Annotated in this window: 22 protein-coding genes; 13 read left to right on the forward strand and 9 right to left on the reverse strand. The window is 42.4% G+C overall.

Annotated elements, in window-relative coordinates; translation table 11 throughout:
- Positions 1-56: 56 nt before the first annotated feature.
- Positions 57-1,199 carry a glycosyltransferase family 4 protein gene (locus tag LYNGBM3L_RS22140; RefSeq protein ID WP_229414650.1) on the reverse strand — a complete coding sequence of 381 codons (1,143 nt, stop codon included), beginning with the start codon at positions 1,197-1,199 and terminating at the stop codon, positions 57-59.
- Between the two features lie 200 nt (positions 1,200-1,399).
- Positions 1,400-2,416, reverse strand: a complete 1,017-nt coding sequence (locus tag LYNGBM3L_RS22145; RefSeq protein WP_009148971.1) for a lipid II:glycine glycyltransferase FemX — start codon at positions 2,414-2,416, stop codon at positions 1,400-1,402.
- Positions 2,417-2,566: 150 nt separating this feature from the next.
- On the opposite strand from LYNGBM3L_RS22145, the gene LYNGBM3L_RS41450 reads away from it, so the two are divergent.
- A complete protein-coding gene (locus LYNGBM3L_RS41450) occupies positions 2,567-2,755 on the forward strand; it encodes a hypothetical protein (protein ID WP_131827115.1) in 189 nt (62 codons plus the stop codon).
- Between the two features lie 135 nt (positions 2,756-2,890).
- Here the strand turns inward: LYNGBM3L_RS41450 and rffA are convergent, their stop codons facing one another.
- From rffA to LYNGBM3L_RS22165, 4 genes are all read right to left on the reverse strand, one after another.
- Positions 2,891-4,033, reverse strand: a complete 1,143-nt coding sequence (rffA, locus tag LYNGBM3L_RS22150) for a dTDP-4-amino-4,6-dideoxygalactose transaminase (RefSeq protein ID WP_009148972.1) — start codon at positions 4,031-4,033, stop codon at positions 2,891-2,893.
- A 146-nt stretch (positions 4,034-4,179) separates the two neighbouring features.
- Positions 4,180-5,355 carry a glycosyltransferase gene (locus tag LYNGBM3L_RS22155; protein ID WP_009148973.1) on the reverse strand — a complete coding sequence of 392 codons (1,176 nt, stop codon included), beginning with the start codon at positions 5,353-5,355 and terminating at the stop codon, positions 4,180-4,182.
- Positions 5,356-6,216: 861 nt separating this feature from the next.
- Complete coding sequence (locus LYNGBM3L_RS22160) at positions 6,217-6,843, reverse strand: hypothetical protein (RefSeq protein WP_009148974.1); 627 nt, start codon at positions 6,841-6,843, stop codon at positions 6,217-6,219.
- Positions 6,844-7,003: 160 nt separating this feature from the next.
- On the reverse strand, positions 7,004-8,443 hold the full coding sequence (locus tag LYNGBM3L_RS22165) for a NupC/NupG family nucleoside CNT transporter (protein ID WP_009148975.1): 1,440 nt from the start codon (positions 8,441-8,443) through the stop codon (positions 7,004-7,006).
- A gap of 222 nt (positions 8,444-8,665) precedes the next feature.
- Between LYNGBM3L_RS22165 and LYNGBM3L_RS22170 the strand changes: the two genes are divergently transcribed.
- On the forward strand, positions 8,666-8,926 hold the full coding sequence (locus LYNGBM3L_RS22170) for a hypothetical protein (RefSeq protein WP_009148978.1): 261 nt from the start codon (positions 8,666-8,668) through the stop codon (positions 8,924-8,926).
- 105 nt (positions 8,927-9,031) lie between these two features.
- Complete coding sequence (locus LYNGBM3L_RS22175) at positions 9,032-11,062, forward strand: ABC transporter ATP-binding protein (protein ID WP_009148981.1); 2,031 nt, start codon at positions 9,032-9,034, stop codon at positions 11,060-11,062.
- Positions 11,063-11,256: 194 nt separating this feature from the next.
- Here LYNGBM3L_RS22175 and aroF read toward each other — a convergent pair whose 3' ends face one another.
- Positions 11,257-12,210, reverse strand: a complete 954-nt coding sequence (aroF, locus tag LYNGBM3L_RS22180; protein WP_071986924.1) for a 3-deoxy-7-phosphoheptulonate synthase — start codon at positions 12,208-12,210, stop codon at positions 11,257-11,259.
- 480 nt (positions 12,211-12,690) lie between these two features.
- On the opposite strand from aroF, the gene LYNGBM3L_RS22185 reads away from it, so the two are divergent.
- Positions 12,691-14,295, forward strand: a complete 1,605-nt coding sequence (locus tag LYNGBM3L_RS22185; RefSeq protein ID WP_009148984.1) for a helicase C-terminal domain-containing protein — start codon at positions 12,691-12,693, stop codon at positions 14,293-14,295.
- 271 nt (positions 14,296-14,566) lie between these two features.
- Here the strand turns inward: LYNGBM3L_RS22185 and LYNGBM3L_RS22190 are convergent, their stop codons facing one another.
- Entirely contained in the window at positions 14,567-15,757 is a 1,191-nt protein-coding gene (locus LYNGBM3L_RS22190) for a succinylglutamate desuccinylase/aspartoacylase family protein (protein ID WP_009148994.1), read from the reverse strand.
- A 265-nt stretch (positions 15,758-16,022) separates the two neighbouring features.
- On the opposite strand from LYNGBM3L_RS22190, the gene LYNGBM3L_RS22195 reads away from it, so the two are divergent.
- Both LYNGBM3L_RS22195 and LYNGBM3L_RS22200 read left to right on the forward strand, forming a co-directional pair.
- Entirely contained in the window at positions 16,023-16,268 is a 246-nt protein-coding gene (locus tag LYNGBM3L_RS22195) for a UPF0175 family protein (RefSeq protein WP_009148995.1), read from the forward strand.
- Positions 16,265-16,720 carry a PIN domain-containing protein gene (locus LYNGBM3L_RS22200; RefSeq protein ID WP_009148996.1) on the forward strand — a complete coding sequence of 152 codons (456 nt, stop codon included), beginning with the start codon at positions 16,265-16,267 and terminating at the stop codon, positions 16,718-16,720. Before LYNGBM3L_RS22195 ends, LYNGBM3L_RS22200 begins: the two co-directional genes overlap by 4 nt.
- A gap of 214 nt (positions 16,721-16,934) precedes the next feature.
- Here LYNGBM3L_RS22200 and LYNGBM3L_RS22205 read toward each other — a convergent pair whose 3' ends face one another.
- Positions 16,935-17,438 (reverse strand): HAD-IIIA family hydrolase, encoded by a 504-nt coding sequence (locus LYNGBM3L_RS22205; protein ID WP_009148997.1) that lies wholly within the window; start codon positions 17,436-17,438, stop codon positions 16,935-16,937.
- Between the two features lie 534 nt (positions 17,439-17,972).
- Here LYNGBM3L_RS22205 and LYNGBM3L_RS22210 point away from each other — a divergent pair.
- The 7 genes from LYNGBM3L_RS22210 to LYNGBM3L_RS46620 all read left to right on the forward strand — a co-directional run bounded on the left by LYNGBM3L_RS22210 (position 17,973) and on the right by LYNGBM3L_RS46620 (position 24,972).
- Positions 17,973-19,031 (forward strand): polysaccharide pyruvyl transferase family protein, encoded by a 1,059-nt coding sequence (locus LYNGBM3L_RS22210; RefSeq protein ID WP_009148999.1) that lies wholly within the window; start codon positions 17,973-17,975, stop codon positions 19,029-19,031.
- Positions 19,032-19,064: 33 nt separating this feature from the next.
- Positions 19,065-19,979, forward strand: coding sequence for a hypothetical protein (locus tag LYNGBM3L_RS22215; protein WP_009149001.1), 915 nt, complete (start codon positions 19,065-19,067; stop codon positions 19,977-19,979).
- Entirely contained in the window at positions 19,955-20,314 is a 360-nt protein-coding gene (locus LYNGBM3L_RS22220) for a hypothetical protein (protein WP_044494318.1), read from the forward strand. The genes LYNGBM3L_RS22215 and LYNGBM3L_RS22220 overlap by 25 nt, the downstream gene beginning before the upstream one ends.
- A gap of 151 nt (positions 20,315-20,465) precedes the next feature.
- Positions 20,466-20,786 carry a hypothetical protein gene (locus LYNGBM3L_RS22225; RefSeq protein ID WP_009149003.1) on the forward strand — a complete coding sequence of 107 codons (321 nt, stop codon included), beginning with the start codon at positions 20,466-20,468 and terminating at the stop codon, positions 20,784-20,786.
- A complete protein-coding gene (locus tag LYNGBM3L_RS41455) occupies positions 20,762-20,941 on the forward strand; it encodes a hypothetical protein (RefSeq protein ID WP_131827113.1) in 180 nt (59 codons plus the stop codon). The genes LYNGBM3L_RS22225 and LYNGBM3L_RS41455 overlap by 25 nt, the downstream gene beginning before the upstream one ends.
- A 1,092-nt stretch (positions 20,942-22,033) precedes the next feature.
- Positions 22,034-23,026: a catalase family protein gene (locus LYNGBM3L_RS46615; RefSeq protein WP_202799236.1), complete on the forward strand. Its 993-nt coding sequence runs from the start codon at positions 22,034-22,036 to the stop codon at positions 23,024-23,026.
- A gap of 35 nt (positions 23,027-23,061) precedes the next feature.
- Positions 23,062-24,972: a LodA/GoxA family CTQ-dependent oxidase gene (locus tag LYNGBM3L_RS46620; RefSeq protein WP_009149006.1), complete on the forward strand. Its 1,911-nt coding sequence runs from the start codon at positions 23,062-23,064 to the stop codon at positions 24,970-24,972.
- The last annotated feature ends 39 nt before the right edge of the window (positions 24,973-25,011 follow it).

Genomic DNA, 25,011 nt, shown 5'->3' on the forward strand with positions numbered 1-25,011 from the left:
TTTTACTCCTCTTTCCCCTCTTCATTTTATTCCAAATCTCACAAATCCGACAGGAATCAATTGAACATGCTTATCATCACACGATGTATACGTTCTGCCCATTTATCCCAATTTAGAGACTGATCGTATTCTTCTCTAGAAGACTTTACTAACTGTTCATAGACTGCCCGATCACCAAAGTTATTTGCTATCACACTAGCATACTGATCACTTGAGGCAGATAACGGTAACATATAACCATTTTTGCCATTTTTAATAATTGTCGGAATTCCTCCGACATCAGTTGTGATTACAGGGAGACCAAATGCATTAGCCTCACAAATCACAATTGGTGAACAATCAGCACGGGTGGGAAACATCAAAAAATGGGATTGCAAAAATAATTGATTAAGTTCCTCTCGTTGCTTAGGATTATTTTTATTCAAAAAAGGAATGACGTTGAGCCGCTCATGCTTAATGTCATCCGGTGGCACACAACCAAGCATAACTAGCTCAGCGTCAATTCCCATGTTGAGCAGAGATATCAGAGTTTCAAAGGCAATATTTCCACCTTTTCTCTGCCAATCTTTACCAATAAACAATAAACGGCAACGGGAAGCATTACACTTGGAAAATAGTTGATATACTGAGGGGATATCATCTAAATTTGCTCCAAAGGGAATTACTTCAACTTTCTCTGGATCTGCCTGATAGTCGCTAATGGCAGATTTGGCAGCCCAGTCTGAAGAATAAACTAGTTTATGAGATTTTGATAATACAGTAAATTCCTGTTTTTCTCCTAGTTCAAATTCTTCTATATTTCGGTAAATTTTATAGTATTCATTGTTGATTAGCTTCGGAGTGGCATCGGATAAAAAAATAATAGGAATACTAGTGTCAATTAAACTTAATTCTCCTGATGCAACGGGGCAAAATAGTAAATCACATGGGGTTTCTTTGAACTGTCTTTGAACTGTCAGTATGAATCGATTGAGCTGTTCATTGTGATCAGAAGACTTGAAACCTAAAAATGAATGGATTAATTGGATAGGCTTGACTAGCTTATGCCAATAGGATACTTTTTTGGGATTGCCGAGATTAATCAACTGAAGGTCTCTTGATGCCAGAGACCTATGCATATAATAAAGGGTGCCAGAAAAAGTATTTTTATCTAAATAATTCTGAGAAGAGAAAAAACCAACTCTCAAGGGCTGCATCATCGGTTTTACGAAGGTTGAATCTTGCCATCAAAATGTACCGCTTCAATTATAGCTCCCTATTAGTAAAGTATTTGATGTTAAACCAGCAGTATTATTAAATTGATTGATAATTTATTGCTCCCCAGTAGTTTACTTTTTAATGTAATCATTTTTAGGGATTTTTTAAAAAAACTAAGCAAAATTGCTTAGTTAGCTCTAGGTTAACACGGCATTAGGATTTTCTTTAAAGGTTTCAGGGGTTTCACCATACGCCTCAACTTATTATCAACATAGATCATATAACAGTCAAGAGGCTCGGCTCCAAAACTTTTCTTAAATGCTATAACTCCTGGCAATCCACCACTAGGATTAAAATCAAACCAAGAATATCCTTGTTCACAAGAATCTTTAACAATTTCATACATAACTAAGTTAACTGGTCTTAGATTCAAGTATTTTTCTAAGGATGAGCCATGCCAATACACCACATGTTTCTTGGCGTAGAAGCATAGTGCTCCGCTGATAATTTGGTCTTGATAGTGGGCTAGCCAAAGCTTAACGTTAGGTGACTTAAGTTGAAAAATTGTTTTAAAAAGTTCCCAATTATAGCTACCAAGACTATTATCTCCCCATCGTCGTAATGAATCTTGATAAACTTGATAATATTCCCACCATTGGTCTAGGGTAGATGCTGTAGTTACTGAAACTCCTTCCTTGATAGCTTTTCGGACTTTTCGAGCCATAGAACTACCGCCCTTTTTCCAAGTTTTGGAAATTGTTTCAAAACCCACGTCTAAGTTAATGGCGTGAGTGGTATCCTCCTCTTGTTCACTGACACAACTTAGGGCTACAGCTTTACTAGCTAGTTCATTGTAAGGATTTACTCGCCAACTTAATTTACCCCAAAAATTTTTATCGAGAAATTTAACTAGTAAAATGGCATGGTCAATGGTAAGTTCGTCTGCGGAAATCCATCCTCCAAAGGTTCCGTCTGGTGAGGATGAGTATTTCTTGATAAATTTCTGATTTCCAAGTTTATAGGAAAGGGCAATCAAAGCTCTTTTTTGATCTGAGAATAGGATAATTAGAGGGTTTGGACGAAATTCTCCTTGAGTATAGGTATTCCAGATTTCAGCCCATTCTCTTGAATGAAAATAAGTTGAATAATTGCATTGTTGCCAAATTTTGTCCCATTCTTCAGAATTAGCGAGATAGGTTTTGGTAATTGATAGGCTCATTGACTACTCCTATAATTAATTTTTGTGACCCTAAGTATTAGAAATGCCCTAGTGAATTGCTTGATTAATCTTGACCAAAGAGAATACAAAGTAAGCGTTCGCGTAGCGTGACCTACGGTCAATCGCTTACCTGGAAACATCAACAAAGCGATGCAGCTTCGGAACAGGGGAGGCAGCGCGGTCTTGGGGGTCTCCCCCACTCGCTATTGCCGTGGTTTCCCCCACTCGCTATTGCATCAAGAAGGGAAAAATGCGATTGACCGTTCGCGCAGCGTCGGGCTTTGCCCGAAAGGTCACGCTACGCGAACGCTTGAGTATTGGATTTATCGATTTAGATAGCTGGGCTGATTTTCACCTATCTATTTATTTCACGACTTACGCAGTAACTCTACTTGTAGGGTCTCACCCTACTATTTCTAGTGTTTGTTACCCAATTTTGCGTAAGTCCTGTATGTCTTAAAGTTCTGGTAAAGTTCAGAAAAATTTCTTAATTGATGCCACAACCCTTGCTTGGTCAGCCTCAGTCATATCGTTGTAAAAGGGCAGACGAAGTAAGCGATCGCTTACATCCTCAGTCACCAAGCAGTCTCCTTCTTTGCCCCCAAACTCTCGTCCCATATCAGACAAGTGCAATGGCAGATAGTGAAAAACGCTGTAGATGCCTTGAGCTTTTAAGTGAGCAATCAAGGCTTGGCGCTTCTCTAGGGACGGTAAGAGTACGTAGAACATATGGTATGCCTGGTCACAGTACTCTGGCACAATTGGCAAGCGGATACCGTACTCCGGTGCCCAATCCTTGAGATTTTCGTAGTAGTACTCCCAAATTTGCTGTCGTTTGCTCTGAATCTGTTGGCGACTTTCTAGCTGAGCATACAAGAAAGCTGCGAGTATGCCTGAGGGGAGATAACTCGAACCAATGTCTACCCAGGTGTACTTATCAATTTGACCGCGATAGAAGCGAGTGCGATTAGTTCCTTTCTCCCGGATAATCTCAGCACGTTCGATATACTGCGGGTCGTTGATCAACAGTGCGCCACCTTCTCCACAGGTAAAGTTCTTAGTCTCGTGAAAACTCTGGGTAGCTAGACAACCAAATGTACCTAGATACTTGCCTTTATACTTAGCAAATAGTCCATGAGCATTGTCCTCAACAACTGGTATACCGTAGCGCCCAGCAATCTCCAAAATAGCATCCATCTCGCATGCTACACCGGCGTAATGTACAGGGACAATGGCTTTGGTGCGAGGGGTAATCAGTGATTCTAATTTCTCTTCATTTAAATTGAGGGTATCCGGGCGGATGTCGATAAAGACAGGTTGAGCACCTCGTAAGATGAAGGCATTAATGGTAGAGACAAAGGTGAAGGAGGGAACAATGACTTCATCCCCTGGTTGGATGTTTAATAGTAGTGCCGCCATTTCCAGAGCATGGGTGCAGGAAGTGGTTAGCAGAACCTTTGGAATTGACAATATTTGTTCGAGTAGAGCATGACATTGTTTGGTAATAGCACCATCACCGGAAAGATCCATGTTCTTGATGGTCTGTTGGATATACTCAAATTCCGTTCCGACAGTAACAGGGCGGTTAAAAGGTATAGTTGACAAAGTAACTTCCATTTTTAGTTAGCAATTATTAGTTTCTACTTGGTATTAATCCGATTAATTTTTACAATGCACCTGAAATCCTATAGATTCTGACTTCTTGCTCTGGCTGGTTATTGCTAGTAATCCTAATAATTAGTAAATTTTTATTAGGGAGATGTTTAGTTGTAGCGCCCTGAACTTAACCGATGCTGAATTAACCACTGTTCATTTTCTGGTGAGTCATGTAGCCATCGCTTAATTAGGTCAGCAAATTTTACTGGAAGCTGCAAACTCTTCCAGGTTTCGTAAGAGGCTATAGACAGATTATGGTAAAGATCTGAATCGGAAAGCAGCTTTTGAATAGATTCTGCTAAAGCAACAGAGTTGCCAGCAGGAAAAATTTTCGCACTGATGCCATCTTTTAGTTTATTAATAAACATTGGGTGATCTGAAGCAATGATTGGAGTTCGAGCGCAAAGGGCATGAGTAATTGCTAGTGGGAAACCCTCTGGAAATTCGTGGCGACTAGGAACTAATACAAGATCAGATTCTCTCATCAGAGGAACTACGGTATTATTTGGTACTATTCCCAGAAACTCTACACAGTCTTCGATTTGTAGCTGCTTAGCTTTATTGACAAAGAAACCTGTTTTATCGTTACCAGCTATCTTCAATTTTATTGGAAACTTATTAGCTTTTAATTTAGCGATAGATTCTAATATATCCCCAACCCCTTTAGCTTCAATCATTGACCCAATGTAAAACAGTTGCCAAGACTTGGCCTGTGCTGGGAGAGTTTTTGGTGACAAGGATTCTGGGGTTTCAGTAACAATAAAAGTCCAAGGAATTATCTTGTCAGATTGGACTCCTATGTCCTGGAGTACTCGGGAGGAATCAATCCCATAACTACCAATCCATTGGATTCGATCATTATTTAATAATTGGCTTAGTAAATAATTACGAAACTTGTTACGCACCTTTCTGGTTGGAATAGATTCAGCAAATAGGGCTAGGGTTGGAACATTATTCTGAATTGCCCAACGAAAAACTTCCCGAATTGGTGTGCGAACAACTAAATGAGTGGGATGGTAATCTTCAATCAATTTGATTAAATTTTTAACCTTAATCTCTCCATTAAACCCTGCACCAATGGCACGAACTCCTTTTTCCAGTAGCTGATTGTAGGGTTTTTCGGTCATACAACAGAGAGTTGCAACTTCCCCAATTTGTTTGCCAATTTCAGCTACCGCATCTACAGAATATTTCTGAGCATAGTATGTCTCAGGTCCACCGTTAGCTAAGCGTTCAAAGGCTTCACGGTAATCTCCAGCATACTGAATAATCAATAAACGCATGAAATTAATTACGTTATTCTAACTCAATTTTCCTAAAAAACATTAATTTTTTTATAAATTACCGTTATTTTTTTTAATAAATAAAACTATACCCTTAATATAGACTATTCCATTTGATTAATTGTCATGATAGTGATTTTTAGTATAAATGTGTGATTTTTTAAAAATTAGCATACACTACCATTGATTTATTATCGAAATCCTTAAAGATTAAGTAAATAATATCAAGACTAGGTAACGCTAATTTTTCCTATCCATTTAATTTAAAAAATAGATAAAAAAAAGCTATAGAGCATCAGGTGTAAGCTAATAGGCATTTATAGCAGTCGAAGTAAAGCTTAAGACATATTTATGCTCCCTGCTCCCTTTAAACCAAAATACTCTGTCCTAAACTATAATTCGGTTGCTATAAATTTTAAGATCGATCCAGTTGTGCAAAAGGCTTCAATCCATCTCCCAATCTCCCAATCTTCCAATCTCCCAATCTCCCAATCAGCACCGATTCATAATTTACATGCGTGAAAGCTTAATTATCAATACAAGCTCAATCAAATAAATCCGGATTATTGAGCCTATTTTTAAAAACCAATAAAGTCAAACTGAGTGCCCTGGTCTATAGAGAAAATTTTGTTAAGGGTGGTTATTAATTAGTGGTTAGTTTATTTTTTTTACTAACTACTAAATAGTCAAGTAATAACCACCCTCCAAGGAGGTAATTAATCCGATGTTACTAGAAGTGAGCAGCACAGAAAACTGCCTAGATTTGGTAAGTAAAGGCAGCTTTGGTGGATAAAAATTAATGCACCATAGACGATGGACAATTACCAGCTTCCCTGAAGCGTAAGGAGCATGCCATTGACCTTAAAGAGGTTTGAGAGTATTAGCCAAAAGTGCAATGGCATCTTTAACGTCTCCCTGAGCTGATTCTGTGGCGCAAATTAGCATCACCACCACATTTTTACCCAGCTGACGCGCTAAGATCACTCCACTGACTGGCTGAGTCTGACCACCTAGGGTTAAGCTACCTCTCCAAGGAAGAGACACCCCTCCTGGTACTGGCTGAAAATTACCAGTTTGAAATCCTTCACCCCGCCTAAACTGTTCAATAGCAATCTGTGCTAGGGAAGGGTTGCTTAATGGACGATCTGTCGCTCTTTGTTCTACAAGCACCGTGTAGGCTAAGTTACCATCGGGTGCTTCAATTAATGGGAAACCACCCATGGTACTAACCTTATACCCTTCCAGTATACCCACCTGAAAGCGCTTTGTGAGATCTTTATAAGGTTCTTGATTAAGTCTTAAAGTATGGGCTGAGGTATCAGCAGTAGTGGGAAACGCTGCTAGGGCAGACAATTGAGCTTGAGCTGGTAATGATTGTATTGGTATAGTCAATTGTTCAGGTTTAGACCAAGGGGTGCGTCCCCCAATTATCAGTAATAGGGTAGTTAGCAGAGTTAGACCAATCAGCAAAAGTTGGTTACGTTTCATGGAATTATGCAGGAGGAATTATGAAATATCAATTACAATTTTTACCATTTCAGAATTTAGAATTTAGAATTTAGAATTTAGAATTTAGAATTTAGAATTTAGAATTTAGAATTTAGAATTTAGAATTTAGAATTTAGACTTCACATTTGCTGACTTGAGACTATTTTCCCAAAATTGCTGGGTTGCCGAAATCAAACACACCAGCAATACAGCCAGTCATGTATGTAGCTAAAGTTGCTGCCCAGAGAGCTTTCCAGCCAATGGCGCTAATGTCAGCACGACGTTCGGGAACCAGACTTGCTAAACCACCAACAAAAATGCCAAAGGAGGCAATATGAGCAAAGCCACAGAGGACATAGCTGATAATCAAAATAGCGCGATCGCTAATTAATCCCTGGGCTGATAGCTGGGCTAACTTAAGATAGGAAGGAATTTCGGTTTGTAATAACCGTTGACCGATTAAGACAGAGGCTTGCCACAGTTCTTGCCAATTTAGGGAAATACCAGTGAGAAAGGTCAAGGGCAAAAATAGTACCCCAAAGATATTATCCAAGGTAATCACACTAAAGATATTACCGATTAGCTGTAGTAGGGGATTGTCACTAGCAGTCAAATTAGCCAAATATGCAAAAAAAGTATTGACGAGTGCGACTAAGCCTAGGATTGCAATGACTACAGCGGCAATTCCCACAGCCATCCTCACTCCATCCGATGCTCCCACAATTAAACTATCGATGAGGCTAGGTTTTTTCTGATTCGGGTCTTCTTCCTCTGTTGGTACCTTCCCTAAGGTTTTCGGCACATCGGTTTCTGGCACAATCAGTTTCGCCATCACGAAGCAGGCGGGGATAGTTAGCACAGAAGCGGACATCAAGTGACCAGTAATTGTGGGGAAAGTGGGTCGCAAGAAACTGGTATAGAGAGCTAATACTGTTGAAGCAATCGAACCAAAGCAGCATGTAAGAATAGCACACAGTTCGCTGCGGGTCATATCGGCTAAGAATGGCTTGACTGCGATCGCTGATTCAATCCCTACAAAAATATTTGCTGCTCCTGATAGGGATTCAGCACCACTAATACTCATAGTTGCCCGGAATAGTCTGGCAAAGACCTGAACCACTGGCTGGATCACACCCAGTCGATACAACAGAGCAATCAAGGCGGAAAAGAAAACCACCTGGGGTAGGGAGCGGAAGGCAAAAATAAAGCCGAAATTCAGATTATCTGGAGTGAGGCGATCCCCTGGAACCGAAACGTAAGGAGTTCCCACTGCTCTGTAAATCCAGCGTCCCGCTGGACCAGGACCAACCATCAATTCTGGATCAGGAACAAAGGCAGAATTACCACCACCGAGCATAAACCTAGCTCCTGCTTCTGAAGCATCCAAGATAGCATTGAGAGCGTCATTCAAGCCGAGGATGAATTGGCGGGTGGGGGCAAACAGGAATATTAACAGTCCCATGACCAGTTGTAAACCAATCCCGAAAATGATCACTTTCCAAGGAATTAGGCGGCGATGTTCTGAACTGAGCCAAGCAATGAAACATAGGGCAAAAATACCACAGAAGGAAATAAGATTGAGATATAACGGATGAGACATCGGTCCTTGTGTTTTCAATTAGGCAATATCGTCAGCCATGAACTAGCACGACCAGATCCTATGCCAGAGGTACTGCCTCAAGCTAACTAAAACAATATCCGATTCAGGGGAATTTCTCGATGGTACAATCCCTAAAATAGTTTCAGGGAAATAAAGAATCCCAAATTAACGTAACTATTGCTAACTATTACCCCCCGAGACCCCCAGAGGATTGCTATATATATGGATGCTTTTGCCCCCTTACCGCCTCAGTGGACCAAATCAGCCACCCATGCCTTGGAATTCTGCTGTCCTAGTTGTCGAGCATCTGTTCTAGAAGCTGAGAAGGTTTGGATTAATCGGTCTTCACCAGTGATATGTGAAGACCACCGCCGGAAGTGGCAAGAGTTTTATCAATGTCAGTGTGGCTATGTATGGTGGGCTTGGAGTAGTGATCGCCCACCCTCAGAATTGAGCAATCGAGACAATCCTCCTATCGTTTAACCCCCGAGTCGTTACCGTTCTTTCGGTCTTCGTGGTTAACTAAAACTACTCTCAATTCTATTTTTCCTACCAAATTGTCAACTAAATCAACACCCTTAGTGTTAGATGACCAGCAGATCACCAGGTAAACAGGGAGCTCCAAAAATGCGAACGCAAGAGAACGACTGGAGACTTTTCCTACGCCTAGTCCCCTACGCCCGTCGCAGTAAAGGCCCGCTATTTATTGCAATTACTTTATTGATACCCCTGTCCGTAGCAAGTGCCATTCAACCCTTAATTGTCGGTCAGGTAATCTCTTTAATTCGTCAAGAAGAGCGAACTTGGTCTTTCCTATTAGAGCGCTCTCTCTCACAGAGCATCAATATTCTGATCTCTATACTACTATTAACCATACTAATCCGGTTAGTCTTTGTTGGGATTCAGGGATTCGTGGTGGTAAAGATAGGTCAGAAAATCACTGCTGCTATCCGGGAAGACCTATTTGAGCACGTCACCTCCCTAGCGGTAAGATTTTTTGACCGCACACCAGTGGGCAAATTGATTACCAGGCTCACTAGCGATGTGGAAGCCCTAGGCGATGTCTTTTCCACCGGTGCCATTGGCATCGTGGGTGATTTACTATCCATGATAGTCATTGCTGGCACCATGTTTTTGGTGCAATGGCAACTGGCATCGATCTTAGTGCTAATGCTCCTGCCAGTGACTACTATTATTATTTACTTCCAGAAACAATATCGCAAAGCTAACTACAAATCTAGGGAAGAACTTTCCTCCCTAAACGCTATGCTGCAAGAAAACATCTCTGGCATTAATATTGTGCAACTGTTTCGCCGTGAACAATACAATGCCGAGATGTTTCGCACGGTTAACCAAAAATACGTCACTGAAGTAGACAAAACCATCTTTCACGATTCAGCGATTTCAGCAACCCTAGAGTGGATTTCCCTGGTAGCGATCGCAGCAGTGTTGTGGAGCGGTGGTCATTTTATCCTCAAAGATCACCTGAGTTTTGGTGATTTGTCTGCCTTTATCCTCTATGCTCAGCGGCTATTTGACCCCTTGCGTCGGTTTTCAGAAAAATTCACTATGCTCCAAGCTGGTTTCACTGCAATTGAGCGCATCAGTGACATTATGAATGAAACCATTGAAATTCGTGACCCCGAAGGGTTGCAGGTCAGACGGTTGCAGGTGGCAAGTTCTCCAGAGTTTGAGGGAGGGAAACAAGACCGGAAACAATCTGGGGATTTACCGATAAAGCCTCCAAGCAGCTTGAATGGTGATCTAGCCCATCACTCTTCTAACTTATCCTTGGGCAATGGTTATACCGAACAACCGTCTAACCTTGGCCAAAAGGCCACGCTACGGGAACAACCTTTGACCAACGGTCACGCTACGGGAACAACCCTAAACGGAGAGATTTGCTTTGAACACGTTTGGTTTGCTTACAAGGAAGATGAATATGTTCTCAAAGACTTGCACTTTACCATTCATCCAGGGGAAAAAGTTGCTTTAGTAGGTCCGACCGGTGCAGGTAAAAGTTCCATTATTCGGTTGCTTTGCCGCCTCTATGAACCAAGCCAAGGGCGAATTCTCGTAGATGGGATTGATATTCGGGATTTACCCCAAGCAGAACTACGACGCCACATCGGGGTCATCCTTCAGGAGGGATTTCTTTTTGCTGGTGATGTTAAAAGTAATATTTCCTTAGGAGAAACCTACTCCATTGAGGCAATTAAAACCTCAGCGGAGGTGACGAACGTGGCTAGCTTTATCGAAAAACTGCCCCAAAGCTACGATACCCAGCTGCGAGAGCGAGGCACTAATCTGTCTGCTGGCCAAAAACAATTGTTAGCATTTGCTCGTGCTGCAATTCGTAACCCCCAAATCTTGGTGCTGGATGAGGCAACAGCCAGTTTAGATGTGGCTACCGAGGCTCTGATTCAAGAAGCTTTGGAACGGCTGTTAGAACAGCGGACTGCAATTATTATTGCCCACCGACTCTCCACTATCCGTAATGTAGACCGGATTCTGGTACTAAAGCGAGGAGAGTTAGTAGAGTCGGGAAGCCATGAGGAATTGTTAGGGCAAAACGGATTGTACGCTAGTTTATACAAATTGCAGATGCTAGGAGAATGATGGCTAATCTAGCATTTTCATTTAAGATGTGAAACTACCATTGATGGGAATAGGTAACAGGGAATAGGGAACAGGTAACAGTAGGAAAGAGCGATGCAGCGCTATAAGACCACGCTAAATCATTCCCTGTTCCCTTGTCCGAAGTTCCCTATTCCACCTCAAGTAGCGCTATAAATAAAAATTGTCGTTTCTGCTTAAGATGCGTTCGCGTAGCGTGACCGTTCGCGTAGCGTGGCCTTTTGGCCAAGGTCAATCGCTAACTCCGGAAGAGTGACAGGTTCTACAATCTGTCGTCCCACTGCTGCTGCCACCGGCTTTAAGCTATGAACCAAATCCACCATTGCTTCGATAGAAAGCGCCTGTCTAGCATCAGAAACAGATTTTTCTGGTTCCGGATGACATTCAATAATCAGTCCATCTGCACCAGCGGCCACTGCAGCTTTTGCCAGAGGTGCCACTAATTCCCGCTTACCCACAGCATGGGAAGGGTCTACAATCACTGGCAAGTGAGTCAACTGCTTGAGTGCTACTACTGCTCCTAAATCTAAGATATTGCGGGTATAGTTATCGAAACTGCGAATACCTCGTTCACACAACACCACCTGAGAGTTACCGTGACTGAGGATATATTCCGCTGCCATGACGAATTCCTCAACAGTAGCAGCTAGTCCCCGCTTTAGCAGTATCGGCAAGTCTTGCTTACCCAAGGCTTTGAGTAAGTCAAAGTTTTGCATATTGCGACTACCTACCTGAAGCAGATCAGCGTGGTTAGCAATAGATTCAATTTGCCCAATCGACATCACCTCCGTCACTACTGGGATTTGGTGACGCCTGCCGATATCAGACAAAATTTCTAGTCCTGCTAGTCCTAGCCCTTGGAAAGAGTACGGGGAGGTGCGCGGTTTGAAGGCACCTCCCCGCAATGCTTGTACCGGGGCAGCTTTAAGTTTAGTAGCCACTGTTTCCATCTGGGCGTGACTTTCTACGGTACATGGACCACCAATAATCACCAGTTCTGAACCACCGAAGACAACTTGTTCTGAGAGTCTAACGATGGTTTGGTGATTGGGGTTAGTAGCTAATGCTAATTTAGCGTTCAACATGGTTATGGACTCCTTAGTTACAGATTTAGTTACAGATATGGACATAAAAAAAACCCGGAACCTTCAAGGAACCGGGTTGCTGTGAAAGGTTGGCACGACCTAACTACCCGGAACGATTTCTGGGCCAAAAAAAGTAAAAGCCGTAAATGTTGTAAAGGTAGGTGGTCATGTCTTGCTCTTGTCGCTGCTTTACCTAAAAAAACAAAGGACCGCAGATTATATTGCTGCGGTCCACCGGGGGGTTCCATATGGAACTATCCTCACCTCCGGTGAACCTTCCTAAACCAAAAATAAAAGTAATAGCTGGGGCTGAACATGTCTTTTTGGGGCGTTAGCTATAAAAGTTTGGCAATTTCTTTTTACTGGTACTACCCTAGCAAGGGTAATCGCCTCATGTCAATAGTTACTGGGAAATCAGGAAAATTCTGAGCTACTACCCCTGGCTTCGATGCAGCCTAATCCCATTTATAGTCGTCTAGTCTTTCACGATTTTTGCCCAACACATGATTTAAGATCACAGTATTAGTGCTCATTGCTCAGTTTAACGAGGCAAAGCCGTTGAATGCTAGTTTGATTGAAGTCAAAGTTCATTCCTCGTTACGGGATTTTTTGCGATCGCAGGGTCAACCCAATTGGCCTCACCAATTGACTATGGCGAGGCTAGTGGCACGAGCCTTGCGGTTAGGGCGTTCTGCTTTGATTCAGACCGGTTTAGAACCCTTGCAGGAAACCTCTCTACAGTCTTCCTATCGCCTGAGTTACCTGGCACCAGCCCTGGTTTGGTCTGGACCTGTGATCGTAGTAGCACCCTTATGGATACAAGAATGGTTGCTGCAAAAGGAAATTCCCCTTTTACAACAGTGGTTTGGTAGCGATAAGGTAATTCATACCAGTGATAGGTTTCCCGATCAACCCTTCCAAGGACTGTTGATTACTTCACCAGAATCGTGGCTAACAGACCGCTTGAAGCACAAGGGCTGGTTTCCTAATCACATCCCTACTGTGATTGATGGTGTGGATGACCTAGAATCTTGGACCAGTAACCAACTTAAAGGCTGCATCCAGCCCCAAGACTGGGACGCACTGATGCAAGCCCATCCACAACAGGCTGATTTGATTCGGGATGTGCGGGTAAAGCTAACCAAAGCCTTATTTCAGCGCCCTGCTAACCCCTATGAGTGCTACCTGATTGAAGCAGATCAGCAAGATGGCTTGGAACAGCTATTTGATCGACTAAGTTCCCTCAGCACTGAAGCACAATCTCTGTATCGGCTAAAACCCTGGGAAAAGTTTTGCCACTTCTGGCAGCAGTCAGGTCAGCTAATGTGGGCAACCGTTGCGCGATCGCAAGGTCAGTTTTCCTTATATAGCGCACCAGTAGAAGTGGCTACAGCCTTAAATCCCATTTGGTCGAGACAGCCAGTAGTGCTAATCGGTGGGGCTCTAGATTTAGAGAAAACTGCCTCTGTGTACCGTCAGCAGATCGGATTAGGCGAGTTAACCTGTTTGAAGTTTTCCCCTCACCGACAGATTCAACTGTATTTGCCCGATCGTCTACCCATGCCCAATACAGAGCGATTTCAAAACGCTCTGACTCAAGAAATTCGCACCCTACTAAACCTAAGTACTGACATCACCAGACCAGTAGTTATTTTAGTCGGAGATGTCCCCCTCAAAGCCCAGCTAGGGGCAGTCTTAGCAGCAGAATGTGGTTCCCGAGTGCAGGTAGAAACCACCAGTCTCAGTCACAGAAGTATTTTGATTTGTGGCTGGGAATTTTGGCATAGGTATCAAGCTCAAATCCCTTCTCCCCAACTGTTGATGATTGCTACCTTACCAATTCCCTCTTTGGAAAATCCATTAGTTGCTGGTCGAGTCGCTTACTACAAGCAGCAACGTCAGGATTGGTTTCGTTTGTATTTGTTACCAACAGCATTGAGAGAATTACAACGAGCAGTGGCACCAGTTAGAGCTACTCAAGGCTGTGTTGCCATCTTGGATAATCGTGTAAACCGCCGCAGTTATGGACGCCATGTGTTATCAGCCTTGAGTCCTTTTGCTCGAATTAATTATTTAGATGCTAGTTGGTTTAATTCAGATTCCCCAGAAGGACAAGATACTTGGCTTTAGAAAGTCAGTAAGCTAAAACGAATTTAAAATGCGTTTTAGCAAGGCAAAAGGCAAAAGGCCTGCATGATAAAGGGGACTGGAATATATATTTTTTAGTTGATTTCACGGGCTTATACAGTTTAAATTCACAACAGTTTAGGTTAGTAAAATTAAAGCCAAAATGTTGAGTAACCCAAGTCCTAATTACAATCCAAGTTTGAATTAACTGTTTCCCACCCCTACAGAATTATCAAATGTCAACATTCAGCTATCAGCTCTCAGCTATCAGCTCTCAGCCATAGGCCAAGCCTGATGGCTGACGGCTGACGGCTGAATGCTTACTATCAAATTGCCGTATTGATAGCACATATTCCCCTTGATTTGCACTATAATTTGTTGAAACATCAAACACTAAACCATCTGTCTCAGCCTTGATATCAATTACATTCGGTAGATTTCCTTCTTTATTAAAGCTCAGTAGCTGATAAAGTCTATCTCCTACTTTGACAACACTCCCTAACTCAACTCTCGATTGAATCATTCCTCCAGCCGGAGCATAGTATCTCTCGATGTTATCTTTAGATGCTAATTTCATTTGGTAGGAGTCTGGATCAGTTATCGGAAAATCCGGCAACTGTAACATTCCTTTTTTCGACAAATAGTTTTTGATACCGTATACTCCCCTTTTCACCGACTCTGGATTCATTTGCATCCCAGAACCCAATTCTAGGGTCCATGATTCAATATCAAACTGAAGGGTTCTGCCTAACTTAGCCAAGGCTTTCTCTAACCCTTGCCAAGGCTTAATAAATGCTTCATCGAAAGCATCCCCATCATACTCATCCTCATGCATCACAATTCCATAATCGAGAAGAAAGTCTTTGGCGCTTTTTTCCCGAGAGTAGAAGCCATACAAGAAATCAAGTCCTTGATTAGTAGAACTATGGATATCAATCACATAGTTAGCATCTACACATAAAGATTGCAGTTGATAGCGGTAAAGGTGACGAAACGGTAATCCCCTAGGGGAGTAGCAATCCTCTAAGTGTTGTTTCAAGCTAGACTGGATCCGTGCTAAATAGTTATTTCTGATTTCATCAGGGTTCAAATTAAGTTGAGATTGGGCGAAATCCTCTAAATCATCACACTCTTTTTCATAGTCCCAAAAGATCCGATTCCAGTCTTGACCATCGTAAGGATTGAATCCTCCTGTGGCAAAGAAATGACTACGCTGATTAGTGCTAGCTGGATTACAAACAGGAACCAGCCAGATTTCCCCAGTCAGCTGAGTGTCATCCAGAGTGCTCAAAAAGTCAATCAACTGGTGAATGACCGCATTACCAACAATTTCACAACCATGGAGATTGCCTTGTAAATATGCCTTCTTTCCTGGTTGGGAGCCAACGAATTTATAGACTTGGAGCGAAATGCGATCGCCTGAGGTTAGTTGCTGAATTGGAATAGTAGAAATAGTTGGATTCATCTAGCAGTTTTAAATTGGGTTAGGTAAAACGTCCTAGTTTTTAGGGAGTAGGGAGTAGGGAGTAGGGAGTAGGGAGTAGGGAATAGGGAATAGGGGGAATAAAATTGACTTTACCTCATAAGTATGATCAATACGTATGATCAACGGTATAGTTGAGCTTAACCCCTATGGTTTTAATGGGGTTAAAGATTTTGTACCATACCCTGGTATCCATCTAGTCAATCGGTAGGTGTTACCATTGAGGCAAAAGTTAGGAGGAGGCACGATGAGCGTTACGATTCCCAACGATATCTTCCAATCCACAGGCATGACAGAAGCCGAGCTAGAGCTGGAGATAGCCGTGATGCTGTATCAAAAGGAAAAACTTACCCTCGGCAATGCTAGTCGTCTTGCTGGCATGAATCAAATTAATTTTCAACAACTCCTTGCCAGTCGCAATATTTGTCTGCATTATGATGTAGAGGATTTTCGAGAAGACCTGCATACTCTCGAAGAATTAAAGAGCCTGTGAAGATTGTCAGCAATACCTCTCCCATTACCAGTCTGGCTGCTGTAAGACAGTTAGAACTTCTGCAACAACTGTACCGGCATATAGTAATCCCGCAAGCTGTAACCTTGGAATTGACTGGTGCAGGCCCAGCAGTACCAGGAGCTAAAGAAGTCCAGACATTCGGGTGGATAGAAACGCGGCAGGTAAGAAACCAAGCTTTGGTACAGGCACTGCGGCAAAAAGTGGATCCTGGTGAAGCCGAAGCGATTGCGCTAGCGATAGAATTACATGCAGATCGCCTAATAATAGATGAACGTAGAGGTAGAAAAATAGCAGCCAGTATGGGCCTCAAGTATATTGGCATTCTCGGTGTTCTTTTGGAAGCAAAAAATAGTAATTTTATCACCGATGTTAAGCCCATTATTGACGATCTGATCGCGATCGCTGGTTTCCGAATCAGCCCTCGCCTCTAGGCGGATATTCTACAAGTGGCAGGAGAGTAACTGGCAACCCGAAACAGATGCGATGAAGCGTTCGCAAAGCGTGGCCAAAGGCCTCAGCTTCCGCGCTTATGCGATTGACCTTGGCCAAAAGGCCACGCTACGCGAACGGTCACGCTTTCGGCAAAGCCGACGCTGCGCGAACGCGAACGCTTTCCCTATGCTTGAGTTCCTGAACAGAGTTTTGTCAGCTTCCATATTTGGCTAGCCAATCCGAGGTCCACATAAACGGAATTCCAGCGGCAACGGCTGCCTCAGCATCTTCGTTGCGATCGCCAACCATCAAAGCTGAAGAGCCGTTCGTTTTAAACTGCAAAATCATTCCCGGCTTTGGTTTTCGGTATTCTCCAGCGTATGCTTTACTGGTTACTTCAGAACAGTAGTGTCGCTCGCAATAATAACAGGTTGCCCCATAGTCAGGACAAAAAATAATTCCTTTGAGCTGGGGAAGTAATTTAAGAGTTTTCTGTTGCTCTTTAATACAATTTTTCAGGGTTTTATGTCGGGCTGCAACTCCAGCCTGATTGGTCACCCCAAAAATAATATAACCCTCATTTTTGAAAGATTGCAGAGCTTTATCAGCTCCTTCAATCACTTTTTGCTGGTCAGGGTGGTCGATAAATCGACCTTGACCACTCGGCTGGCGAATGGTCCAGTCGCAATCTACAAATAGCTCAAGTTTTGAATTCATGAAGCTTGCTGGGTGGTACACCAATAACGGAATAGAGTTATTAGCCGATGATGGAAATGTAACTTATTAAGATCATAAGACGCTAGATCGTCAGTAGCCATGGATTCATCCTTGCTCACCGAATCCATGAGCTGTTTAGTGTCATCAAGGTCGATCCACTCCCAGGCCAAGCAAGCAGTTGGTTCTAACTTGGTGTTAATGGCATTTTATTCAAGTCTTTTTCATCAAAGCTTCATCTAGTTACTGGTTTAGTTAATGTTTTCATCAAGTTTTGCGGAATTGTGAAAATTTTACTGAAGTTATATCTATAATTGCTTTTAAAATAAAATTCAGCCATCCAATTCAACTAGTTCATTAAATCCTGAGTACTTACGTCCATGCTTACGACATTTGGCTTGGATGTTTACCTTGATGGTACTCGCTGATTAAGATGCTCCCTTATTGTCTAACTAATTGGCTGAATTCACTTGTTTTTTAGGCCATTTTGCTTGTTAATTAATGACTATAAAATTGAGAGAATCTTAAGGACAGAGTGTGAATATTTTCCTGATTGGTTATTACGGCTATGGTAATATTGGCGACGATTTATTTGTGAAGCAGTTAACTGATTATTTTGCTAGAAAAAAAAATGTCAAAAAAATATTTATCTGTTGCCAAACTAATTATTACCAAGGTTTGAGTCACAAAGTTGTGTTCTTTAGGAATGCACAACTATCAAAACTAAAAAGAACTTTATTACTCTTTAAAAGTGACTGCATAGCCTGGGGTGGGGGAACCTTAAACCTACAAGACAGGCCAAGGAATTTATCAAGGATGCAAGCCTTGTCAAAATTAATGGGTAAGCGTTTCTGCTTCCTCGGTGTTGGATTAGAAAGCGTGAAATCTGAGAAGAAAAAAAAGATAGCTGATATCTTTGAAAAAGCCGATCTGCTATACCTTAGAGATAACCATTCCTATGAAATGGCATTGCAACAGCTTCAACTTGCTAAATCACCTGACTTAGGAGGTGATTTGGCTTTCTTAGATTTGACTATTTATGAAAAGTTTGTCAAACCAGCCCAGCAAGCTAGTGATATTTCCAACATATCCTTCTCTGGAAAATTTTGGTGGGGTGAAGGCAGGGCTGAGTTTTATGCCAAACAGTTAATGCCACTCATTGAGAAGTATAATTGTATGATTCATTTGCTACCAGGACATTTAGGAAATGAAAGAAATGATAATCGCTTCCACGAACGACTGAAGAAATATTTACCCGCTTCTAATTGCCAAATCAACTCATGGAAAAATCCGGAAGAGTTTCTAGCAATCCTGAGGCATATGGATTTTCACATAGGTAATCGCCTGCACTCAATTATACTAGCCGATCTTCTTGGCATTGCCAATATTGGAATTGTTAATTCCGAATCAAAAATTAAGCATTACATTGATAAGTCAGAAATGCTACCGACAGCAAGAGTGGTAAATTTTATGGAGCCCTTGTCTCTAGAGCGGATAGAAACCATTTTCAAAAATTACAAAAGACCAGAAGAGTTTATCTGCCAAGAATCAAAAACTGCGAAAGAATGTCTTGATAAAGTTTTTGCCAATAGATAGTTTTCCCTTTATTCAACTACACTAATAAATCTTATGAAACTACTGCATGTTGAAAAAATCATTGCTAATGACACAGTGAGACTTGTTGGTCTCGTGCAGGTTGATAGCCTTGACCAAGAAATAGAGATTTATTTTGAATATCCTCAACGATTCGCTGATTTTGTCAGTGAAAGCGCCGATGCTTTTGTTCCTGCCTTACTTTTACCGGCAATGGAGAAAGGTGAAAATCTGGAGATAAAACCGCTGATGTCCGCGAAACTTTTCCGAAATTTACCTACCATACAAGATATCTTTCATCAGTGGTATCCATCCCAGCTTAAAAAAGTTTTAGTTACCGCAGAATCCCCAACAAACTATGATCAAAAATCCCTTAGCAAAGTTGGGGCATTTTTCTCCTTGGGAGTGGATTCGTTTTATACCTTTATTAAACATACGAAGACCCGTAGCGACCTTGCACTTCCCCTTTCTCATTTAATTTACATGAAAGGCATTGAGCGACCTTTACGCATTTATAAACATGGTCAAGAAAAAAAGGTAATCTCAAGGATTATGGAAGTTGCCCATGCAGCCAGTATAGATTGTATTGTCGGTGAAACAAATATCCGCAATCATTTTAACTTACAATGGGGACCTTATTATCATGGGGCTGGCTTGGCTTCAGTGTCACTTTCTCTTTCAGCAGGTTTAGAATCTGTTTTAATTCCTTCAACAGATTCTTATAAAGATGTTTTTCCTTGGGGAACTAGCCCATTACTCGACCACCTATGGTCAACGGAAAAAACTAATATAGTTCATGACGGCTCAGAGACCCAAAGGGTTGAAAAAATTGCTAAATTTTTAGCCAAAGACCCTTTCGCTATGAAATATTTGAGGGTATGTACTAATAATGAAGGTGGTGAAACCAACTGTGGAACCTGCCCTAAATGCGTGAGAAGCTGCCTTTACTGATTTCTGGAAATTTAGAAAAAGCTATAACTTTTCCAGATAAATTACCCAGTAATTGGAACAGAATATTGCAAATTCAAGATACTCATGATCTAAGTCATGCTGTAGCAATTTTGAAGCTGGCGAAAGACGTTAATGCCGAACCAAAAATAGTAAACGCTCTTGATAGCAAAATAGAAAATGGTAAAGCCTATTTATTTTGCCAAGGCAAAACTATTGCTGGAGTAGTAGCTTCAATACTTCACGTTTATTTTATTAAGAAGCCATTTGATTTGGTCAAACAACCAATCAAAGACATTCTAAATAGCCTAAATTTATATAGCGCAAACCAGGGCTGAATGACACCCTGGTTAACCAGGGCTGTTTCAAAGTCGGACTCAAATGTGCTTGGTGGGGAGGTAACTTCTCAATAACCGCTGTGGGTTCAAACAGATGGGTATTGAGCTTGCCCCCCTTGTCAAGAGTGCATAAATCTGGTTCAAAAAAGATATGATTGAAAACCCCGTGCAAGTGAAAGATGACCAACTCAGCGACCTTCATGAGGTCGAGAAGCTGCGTGTGCTTGTCGGGCAACAGGCTGAAATGATCGCAGCTCTGGACAATAAAAATAAAGAGTTGACCAAGCGCATCGGTGAATTGGAGGAAGAGTTACGAGGGAAAAAAAAGCTGAATAAAAAGCCCCAACTAAGTGCGAGTAAGCGTGGGCGTAGGCAAGCAGCAGGAGCAACAGCACGGAGATCGAAAACGTCCGCGCCTCAGCTAAAGGTCGTAAGAAAGCTCGCTTCGTGGTGGACACCGAATGGAAAATAGAACCGTATTTAGTGCCAGACGGGGCAAGATTTAATGGATACCGAGAATATGATGTTCAAGAGCAATGCCATGAACGCAACAACATCCGCTTCTATTTAGCCGAATATGTGTTGCCCGATAGTGGGGTGATCAGCGCTCAATTACCACCACAGTAACGCAAGACAGGGCATTATGGGCCAGAACTGGTGGGATATATCTTGCACGAGTAATATCACAATCGAGTCACGCAACCGCTGATTCATGAGCAGCTATTGGAATGGGGCATCGAGATATCAGTAGGTCTTATCAATTTTAACCACGGATACTTCAGTTAGTCTAGGGTTCGCGAGCCGCATATGCTGGTGCTCGAAGCGTACGCACAGTTTGGGGTTAGCGTACGCACAGTTTGGGGTTAGCGTACGCACAGTTTGGGGTTAGCGTACGCACTGAATAATTTACCTAGTAAAGGATACAGCAATTTCTGGAAAGTACTTGACAAATTACTCTTTTGCTTAACTTGTCACCAATGCCCATTACCCATTACCCATTACCCATTACCCATTACCCATTACCCAGATTTAGTACAAATGTTCGGCAAAAGTGACATGCTCCCGATATGAGGTTTGATATGAGGTTTATGAGGTTTGATATGAGGTTTATGAGGTTTGATATGAGGTTTATGAGGTTTGATATGAGGTTTATGAGGTTTGATATGAGGTTTATGAGGTTTATGAGGTTTGATATGAGGTTTGATATGAGGTTTCATATGAGGTTTCATATGAGGTTTTATATGAGTTTTATAAGTTTACAAACACTTGTGATTAGAGTTAATCTTTATATTAAAGGAAGTAAAATTTCCTTTATTGAAGACAATTACGAGTTGTAAAACAAAAAGACCATTGTAGGAGATCACCTAAGATAGTTATGGGTAAGACATCTTGTCAATAAAACTGGCGTAGTTCTTAATAAAATAGACTTAGTATGCTTATTGATAATGCACTTTGTAAATATAGTATTTGCATATTAACAAAACACTATATTTACAAAATAAAAAGATGTTAAAAATAAAAAAAATGCGTTTTACCTACTAAAATATTATTTTTTTTATTGGCAACCCGTAACTTAGGTTACATAAAATATAAGCATCTCGATTATAATCTTGTAATGTTACAAAACGAGGTTTCATTATGCGTAAACCCCCTAGTTATGATAGTGTGAAGACTGCACCGACGTGCAATTGCGAAGAAAATCCAATCGAATGTCTCAAAATGATGTTTGTTGACATGGTGCAAATGGGACGGATTGAAGAGGGCCAATGTCCCGCCCGTCGCCCTGTTTTTCTGCGCTTGCATGGCGTTGCTCACGGAAGCTTAGAAGTTGTTTCTGACTTACCCGAAAACTTGCAGGTTGGTCTATTTAACAACCCCGGAAAAAGCTATCCAGTTTGGGTTCGTTATGCCAGCGATATACCCGATGGCGTACCCGACCTGAAAAGTACAGTGGGGATCGGGATTAAAGTTTTTGACGTTGAGGGAGAAAAAATACTTACTCCCGACGAACATGCTCCTACCATGGACTTGCTGTTGCAAAACATAGATATCTTTTTTGTAGATAATGCTAAAGATATGTGTGAATTTACACAAGCTAGTTTTAGTGGTGAAAGCGAACAATGGTTGAAAGAGCACCCCGAAACAGCAGAAATTCTTGAAGAAATGGCAAAGGAAGTGCCTTCTGTCCTCGAAACCAATTTGTGGAGCGCGATGCCCTTTCATTTTGGAGAGAATGATTTTTGCAAGTACAAATTAGTGCCAGAGGTCGTTCCAACTGGGCCCGATCCCGATTACGGCGACTCCAATTATTTACATGCGGATCTAGTGCAGCGACTTCAGAATGGGGAAGCAAAGCTGAAGTTTTTCGTTCAGTTGCGCACTAACCCTGGAACAATGCCCATTGATCGCGCAACCGTTCGCTGGGAGGAATCACAATCGTCCCCCATTCACGTTGCTACACTGGTTCTTCCCCAGCAAGATATCACCGCCCGAGGACAAGCAGAATATGGTGAAACACTATCCTTTCACCCGTGGCGCACCCTGAAAGCACACGAACCTGTTGGTTCTATTGCAGAGGCTCGGAAGGTTGCCTATCAAGCTTCAGCAGAGCTTCGACGCAATGTCAATGGCGAACCGATTGGAGAACCACAAGTAGTGCGCCCTGACACCGTTTGGCCGCCAGCGTCACAAGGGTGTCAACCTAATCAGTGAAACAAACAATACTAAAACTAAAGGAGTAACTAAGTATGGTAACAGATCAAACAATCGTTCGCGCTGCCATTTATCCTGGAATTGGAATTGCCCGCGTGGGAAACAGTACCGCTGAAGGTGAAGAAGGCTATTATATTGGACCAGAAGTTACCGATCCGGATCTAAAGGGTGTAAATAACCGTGATGACAGCGGAGCTATTAAACGTCAAGCTGCTCGATTCCGAATTTATGGTTACAATGCTGCCGGTGAAGTTGTTAAAGAACTTAAATGCACTGATACAAATACAGAGATCAAGTGGACTGTACATCTGGCGAATCGCAAAGCCCAATGGTATAAATTTGTCGTTGCCCTCGATATTCCCGAGTGGAACAATGTACCTTCCGAGCATCGCAACCCAGACATAAAAGGAACAGATCGAGAACAATTCGTGATTGATCCGGGCTCTCGCACGATTCAGGGCAATGATATATCAGGAGATGAGTACAAGTTTGACAGTGGCAAATTTATGGTCACTAGGACAGTGCCCTTAGGTGAGTTACGAACGGATGATGCTGGACGTTTGTTGGTCTTAGGGGGTTTTGGTAATTCCGGTTCGCCAACAGGCGCACCTATCTACAATCTAGATGATCCTGCTGGCTTTCTCAATCCTAATGAATGGTACGATGATATTTCAGATGGGCCTGTCACAGCCACGGTAAAAATTAATGGGGATCCTATTCCAGTGGAGTCCAGTTGGGTGGCTGTTGCTCCGCCTAACTATGCTCCTGGTATCGTTAGCTGGCGCACTCTCTACGACTTACTTGTCGATACCTATGTAGAATGTGGCTGGATGCCCATGCCGACAACAGCATCTTTTACCAAGGATATCTTGCCTGTGTTGTCGCGCCTGTCAAATTTACAGTGGGTCAATAAAGGGTTTGCCACCTTGTTTGGTAAAGGGTGTCCTATGGATTTTAGCGATCCTGAATTGATTCAGAAATTGGCTGACAAACCGGTATCAGAAGAAGACGATCTATATCACGAGCTACGGCAGATTGTATTTAACACGTTTCGTCCAAGTGAGACCGAGAGTACTACTCGCAGTTCCTGGCCATGGATTTACGGTGATGCCTTTGGTAGTGCCCCTGACAGCTCACCCCGGAACAATCTGGCTTTATCAAAAGTGCGGATGGAGTTGATGAGGTTGTGGGTTGAGGGCAAGTTTGAAAATGACTGGAATAGCTATACACCACCGAGCTGCCTAGATAATGTTGAACTCCAAGAACAGCCAGCAATGTTGGACAAAGCGGCTCTCCATTTCTGCTTAGCAGATGCTTTTCATCCGGGCTGCGAGCTGACATGGCCTATGCGTCACAGTACCATTTACTCAGCACCGTTCCGAATTCGTCATGCTGCAAATCCTACCAAACAAGATTACGGTAAGGTACTGACTCAGGATATTGTTCTGCGACCTGGAGGACCACTCTACACTCAAGGACCGGGAGACTTAACTCGATGGATGGGTATTCCTTGGCAAGCGGATACAGGTTTCTGTCGCTCGGGCTACGAGTATGAATACGACCCTTACCTGCCTACATTCTGGCCAGCTAATGTCCCCAACCAGGTTCTCACAGAAAAAAATTATGAAATTGTCGTCAGCGACACAGGGGAAGACGAAAAGCTCAAAGCTTTTTACACCCGAGAGCCCTGGCTGCGTGCGTTGCCATCAGACACGGTGGAGGCGATGTTATATATGGTTGAGCATTTTGCCCAACTGGGGATTATCGAACTCCGCGACGGCTTGGATAGTGATCCTAATATCCCATCAAAAATCTTTGTAGAGTCGCGAACTCTATTGGCAGCTTCGGAAACGGCTCGGTTAGCCCTGCCCCTAAATATCCGACGTGCTGGCTGGGCTAGTGTCGAGCAATTGGAGGCATTTCGGAGGGTTCGACTGAATAGGTAGGGCTTGCTGAATAAGTCTTGTGGTAGGGAGCAGGGAGCA

Origin of the sequence: Moorena producens 3L (assembly GCF_000211815.1) — a bacterium.
Lineage (GTDB): Bacteria > Cyanobacteriota > Cyanobacteriia > Cyanobacteriales > Coleofasciculaceae > Moorena > Moorena producens.

What these genes read in the sequence shown, in the direction of transcription:
- LYNGBM3L_RS22140 (WP_229414650.1), bottom strand. Translation starts at nt 1,199, where the DNA reads ATGATGCAGCCCTTGAGAGTTGGTTTTTTCTCTTCTCAGAATTATTTA.
- LYNGBM3L_RS22145 (WP_009148971.1), bottom strand. Translation starts at nt 2,416, where the DNA reads ATGAGCCTATCAATTACCAAAACCTATCTCGCTAATTCTGAAGAATGG.
- LYNGBM3L_RS41450 (WP_131827115.1), top strand. Translation starts at nt 2,567, where the DNA reads ATGCAGCTTCGGAACAGGGGAGGCAGCGCGGTCTTGGGGGTCTCCCCC.
- rffA (WP_009148972.1), bottom strand. Translation starts at nt 4,033, where the DNA reads ATGGAAGTTACTTTGTCAACTATACCTTTTAACCGCCCTGTTACTGTC.
- LYNGBM3L_RS22155 (WP_009148973.1), bottom strand. Translation starts at nt 5,355, where the DNA reads ATGCGTTTATTGATTATTCAGTATGCTGGAGATTACCGTGAAGCCTTT.
- LYNGBM3L_RS22160 (WP_009148974.1), bottom strand. Translation starts at nt 6,843, where the DNA reads ATGAAACGTAACCAACTTTTGCTGATTGGTCTAACTCTGCTAACTACC.
- LYNGBM3L_RS22165 (WP_009148975.1), bottom strand. Translation starts at nt 8,443, where the DNA reads ATGTCTCATCCGTTATATCTCAATCTTATTTCCTTCTGTGGTATTTTT.
- LYNGBM3L_RS22170 (WP_009148978.1), top strand. Translation starts at nt 8,666, where the DNA reads ATGGATGCTTTTGCCCCCTTACCGCCTCAGTGGACCAAATCAGCCACC.
- LYNGBM3L_RS22175 (WP_009148981.1), top strand. Translation starts at nt 9,032, where the DNA reads ATGACCAGCAGATCACCAGGTAAACAGGGAGCTCCAAAAATGCGAACG.
- aroF (WP_071986924.1), bottom strand. Translation starts at nt 12,210, where the DNA reads ATGTCCATATCTGTAACTAAATCTGTAACTAAGGAGTCCATAACCATG.
- LYNGBM3L_RS22190 (WP_009148994.1), bottom strand. Translation starts at nt 15,757, where the DNA reads ATGAATCCAACTATTTCTACTATTCCAATTCAGCAACTAACCTCAGGC.
- LYNGBM3L_RS22195 (WP_009148995.1), top strand. Translation starts at nt 16,023, where the DNA reads ATGAGCGTTACGATTCCCAACGATATCTTCCAATCCACAGGCATGACA.
- LYNGBM3L_RS22205 (WP_009148997.1), bottom strand. Translation starts at nt 17,438, where the DNA reads ATGAATTCAAAACTTGAGCTATTTGTAGATTGCGACTGGACCATTCGC.
- LYNGBM3L_RS22215 (WP_009149001.1), top strand. Translation starts at nt 19,065, where the DNA reads ATGAAACTACTGCATGTTGAAAAAATCATTGCTAATGACACAGTGAGA.
- LYNGBM3L_RS22220 (WP_044494318.1), top strand. Translation starts at nt 19,955, where the DNA reads ATGCGTGAGAAGCTGCCTTTACTGATTTCTGGAAATTTAGAAAAAGCT.
- LYNGBM3L_RS22225 (WP_009149003.1), top strand. Translation starts at nt 20,466, where the DNA reads ATGATTGAAAACCCCGTGCAAGTGAAAGATGACCAACTCAGCGACCTT.
- LYNGBM3L_RS46615 (WP_202799236.1), top strand. Translation starts at nt 22,034, where the DNA reads ATGATGTTTGTTGACATGGTGCAAATGGGACGGATTGAAGAGGGCCAA.
- LYNGBM3L_RS46620 (WP_009149006.1), top strand. Translation starts at nt 23,062, where the DNA reads ATGGTAACAGATCAAACAATCGTTCGCGCTGCCATTTATCCTGGAATT.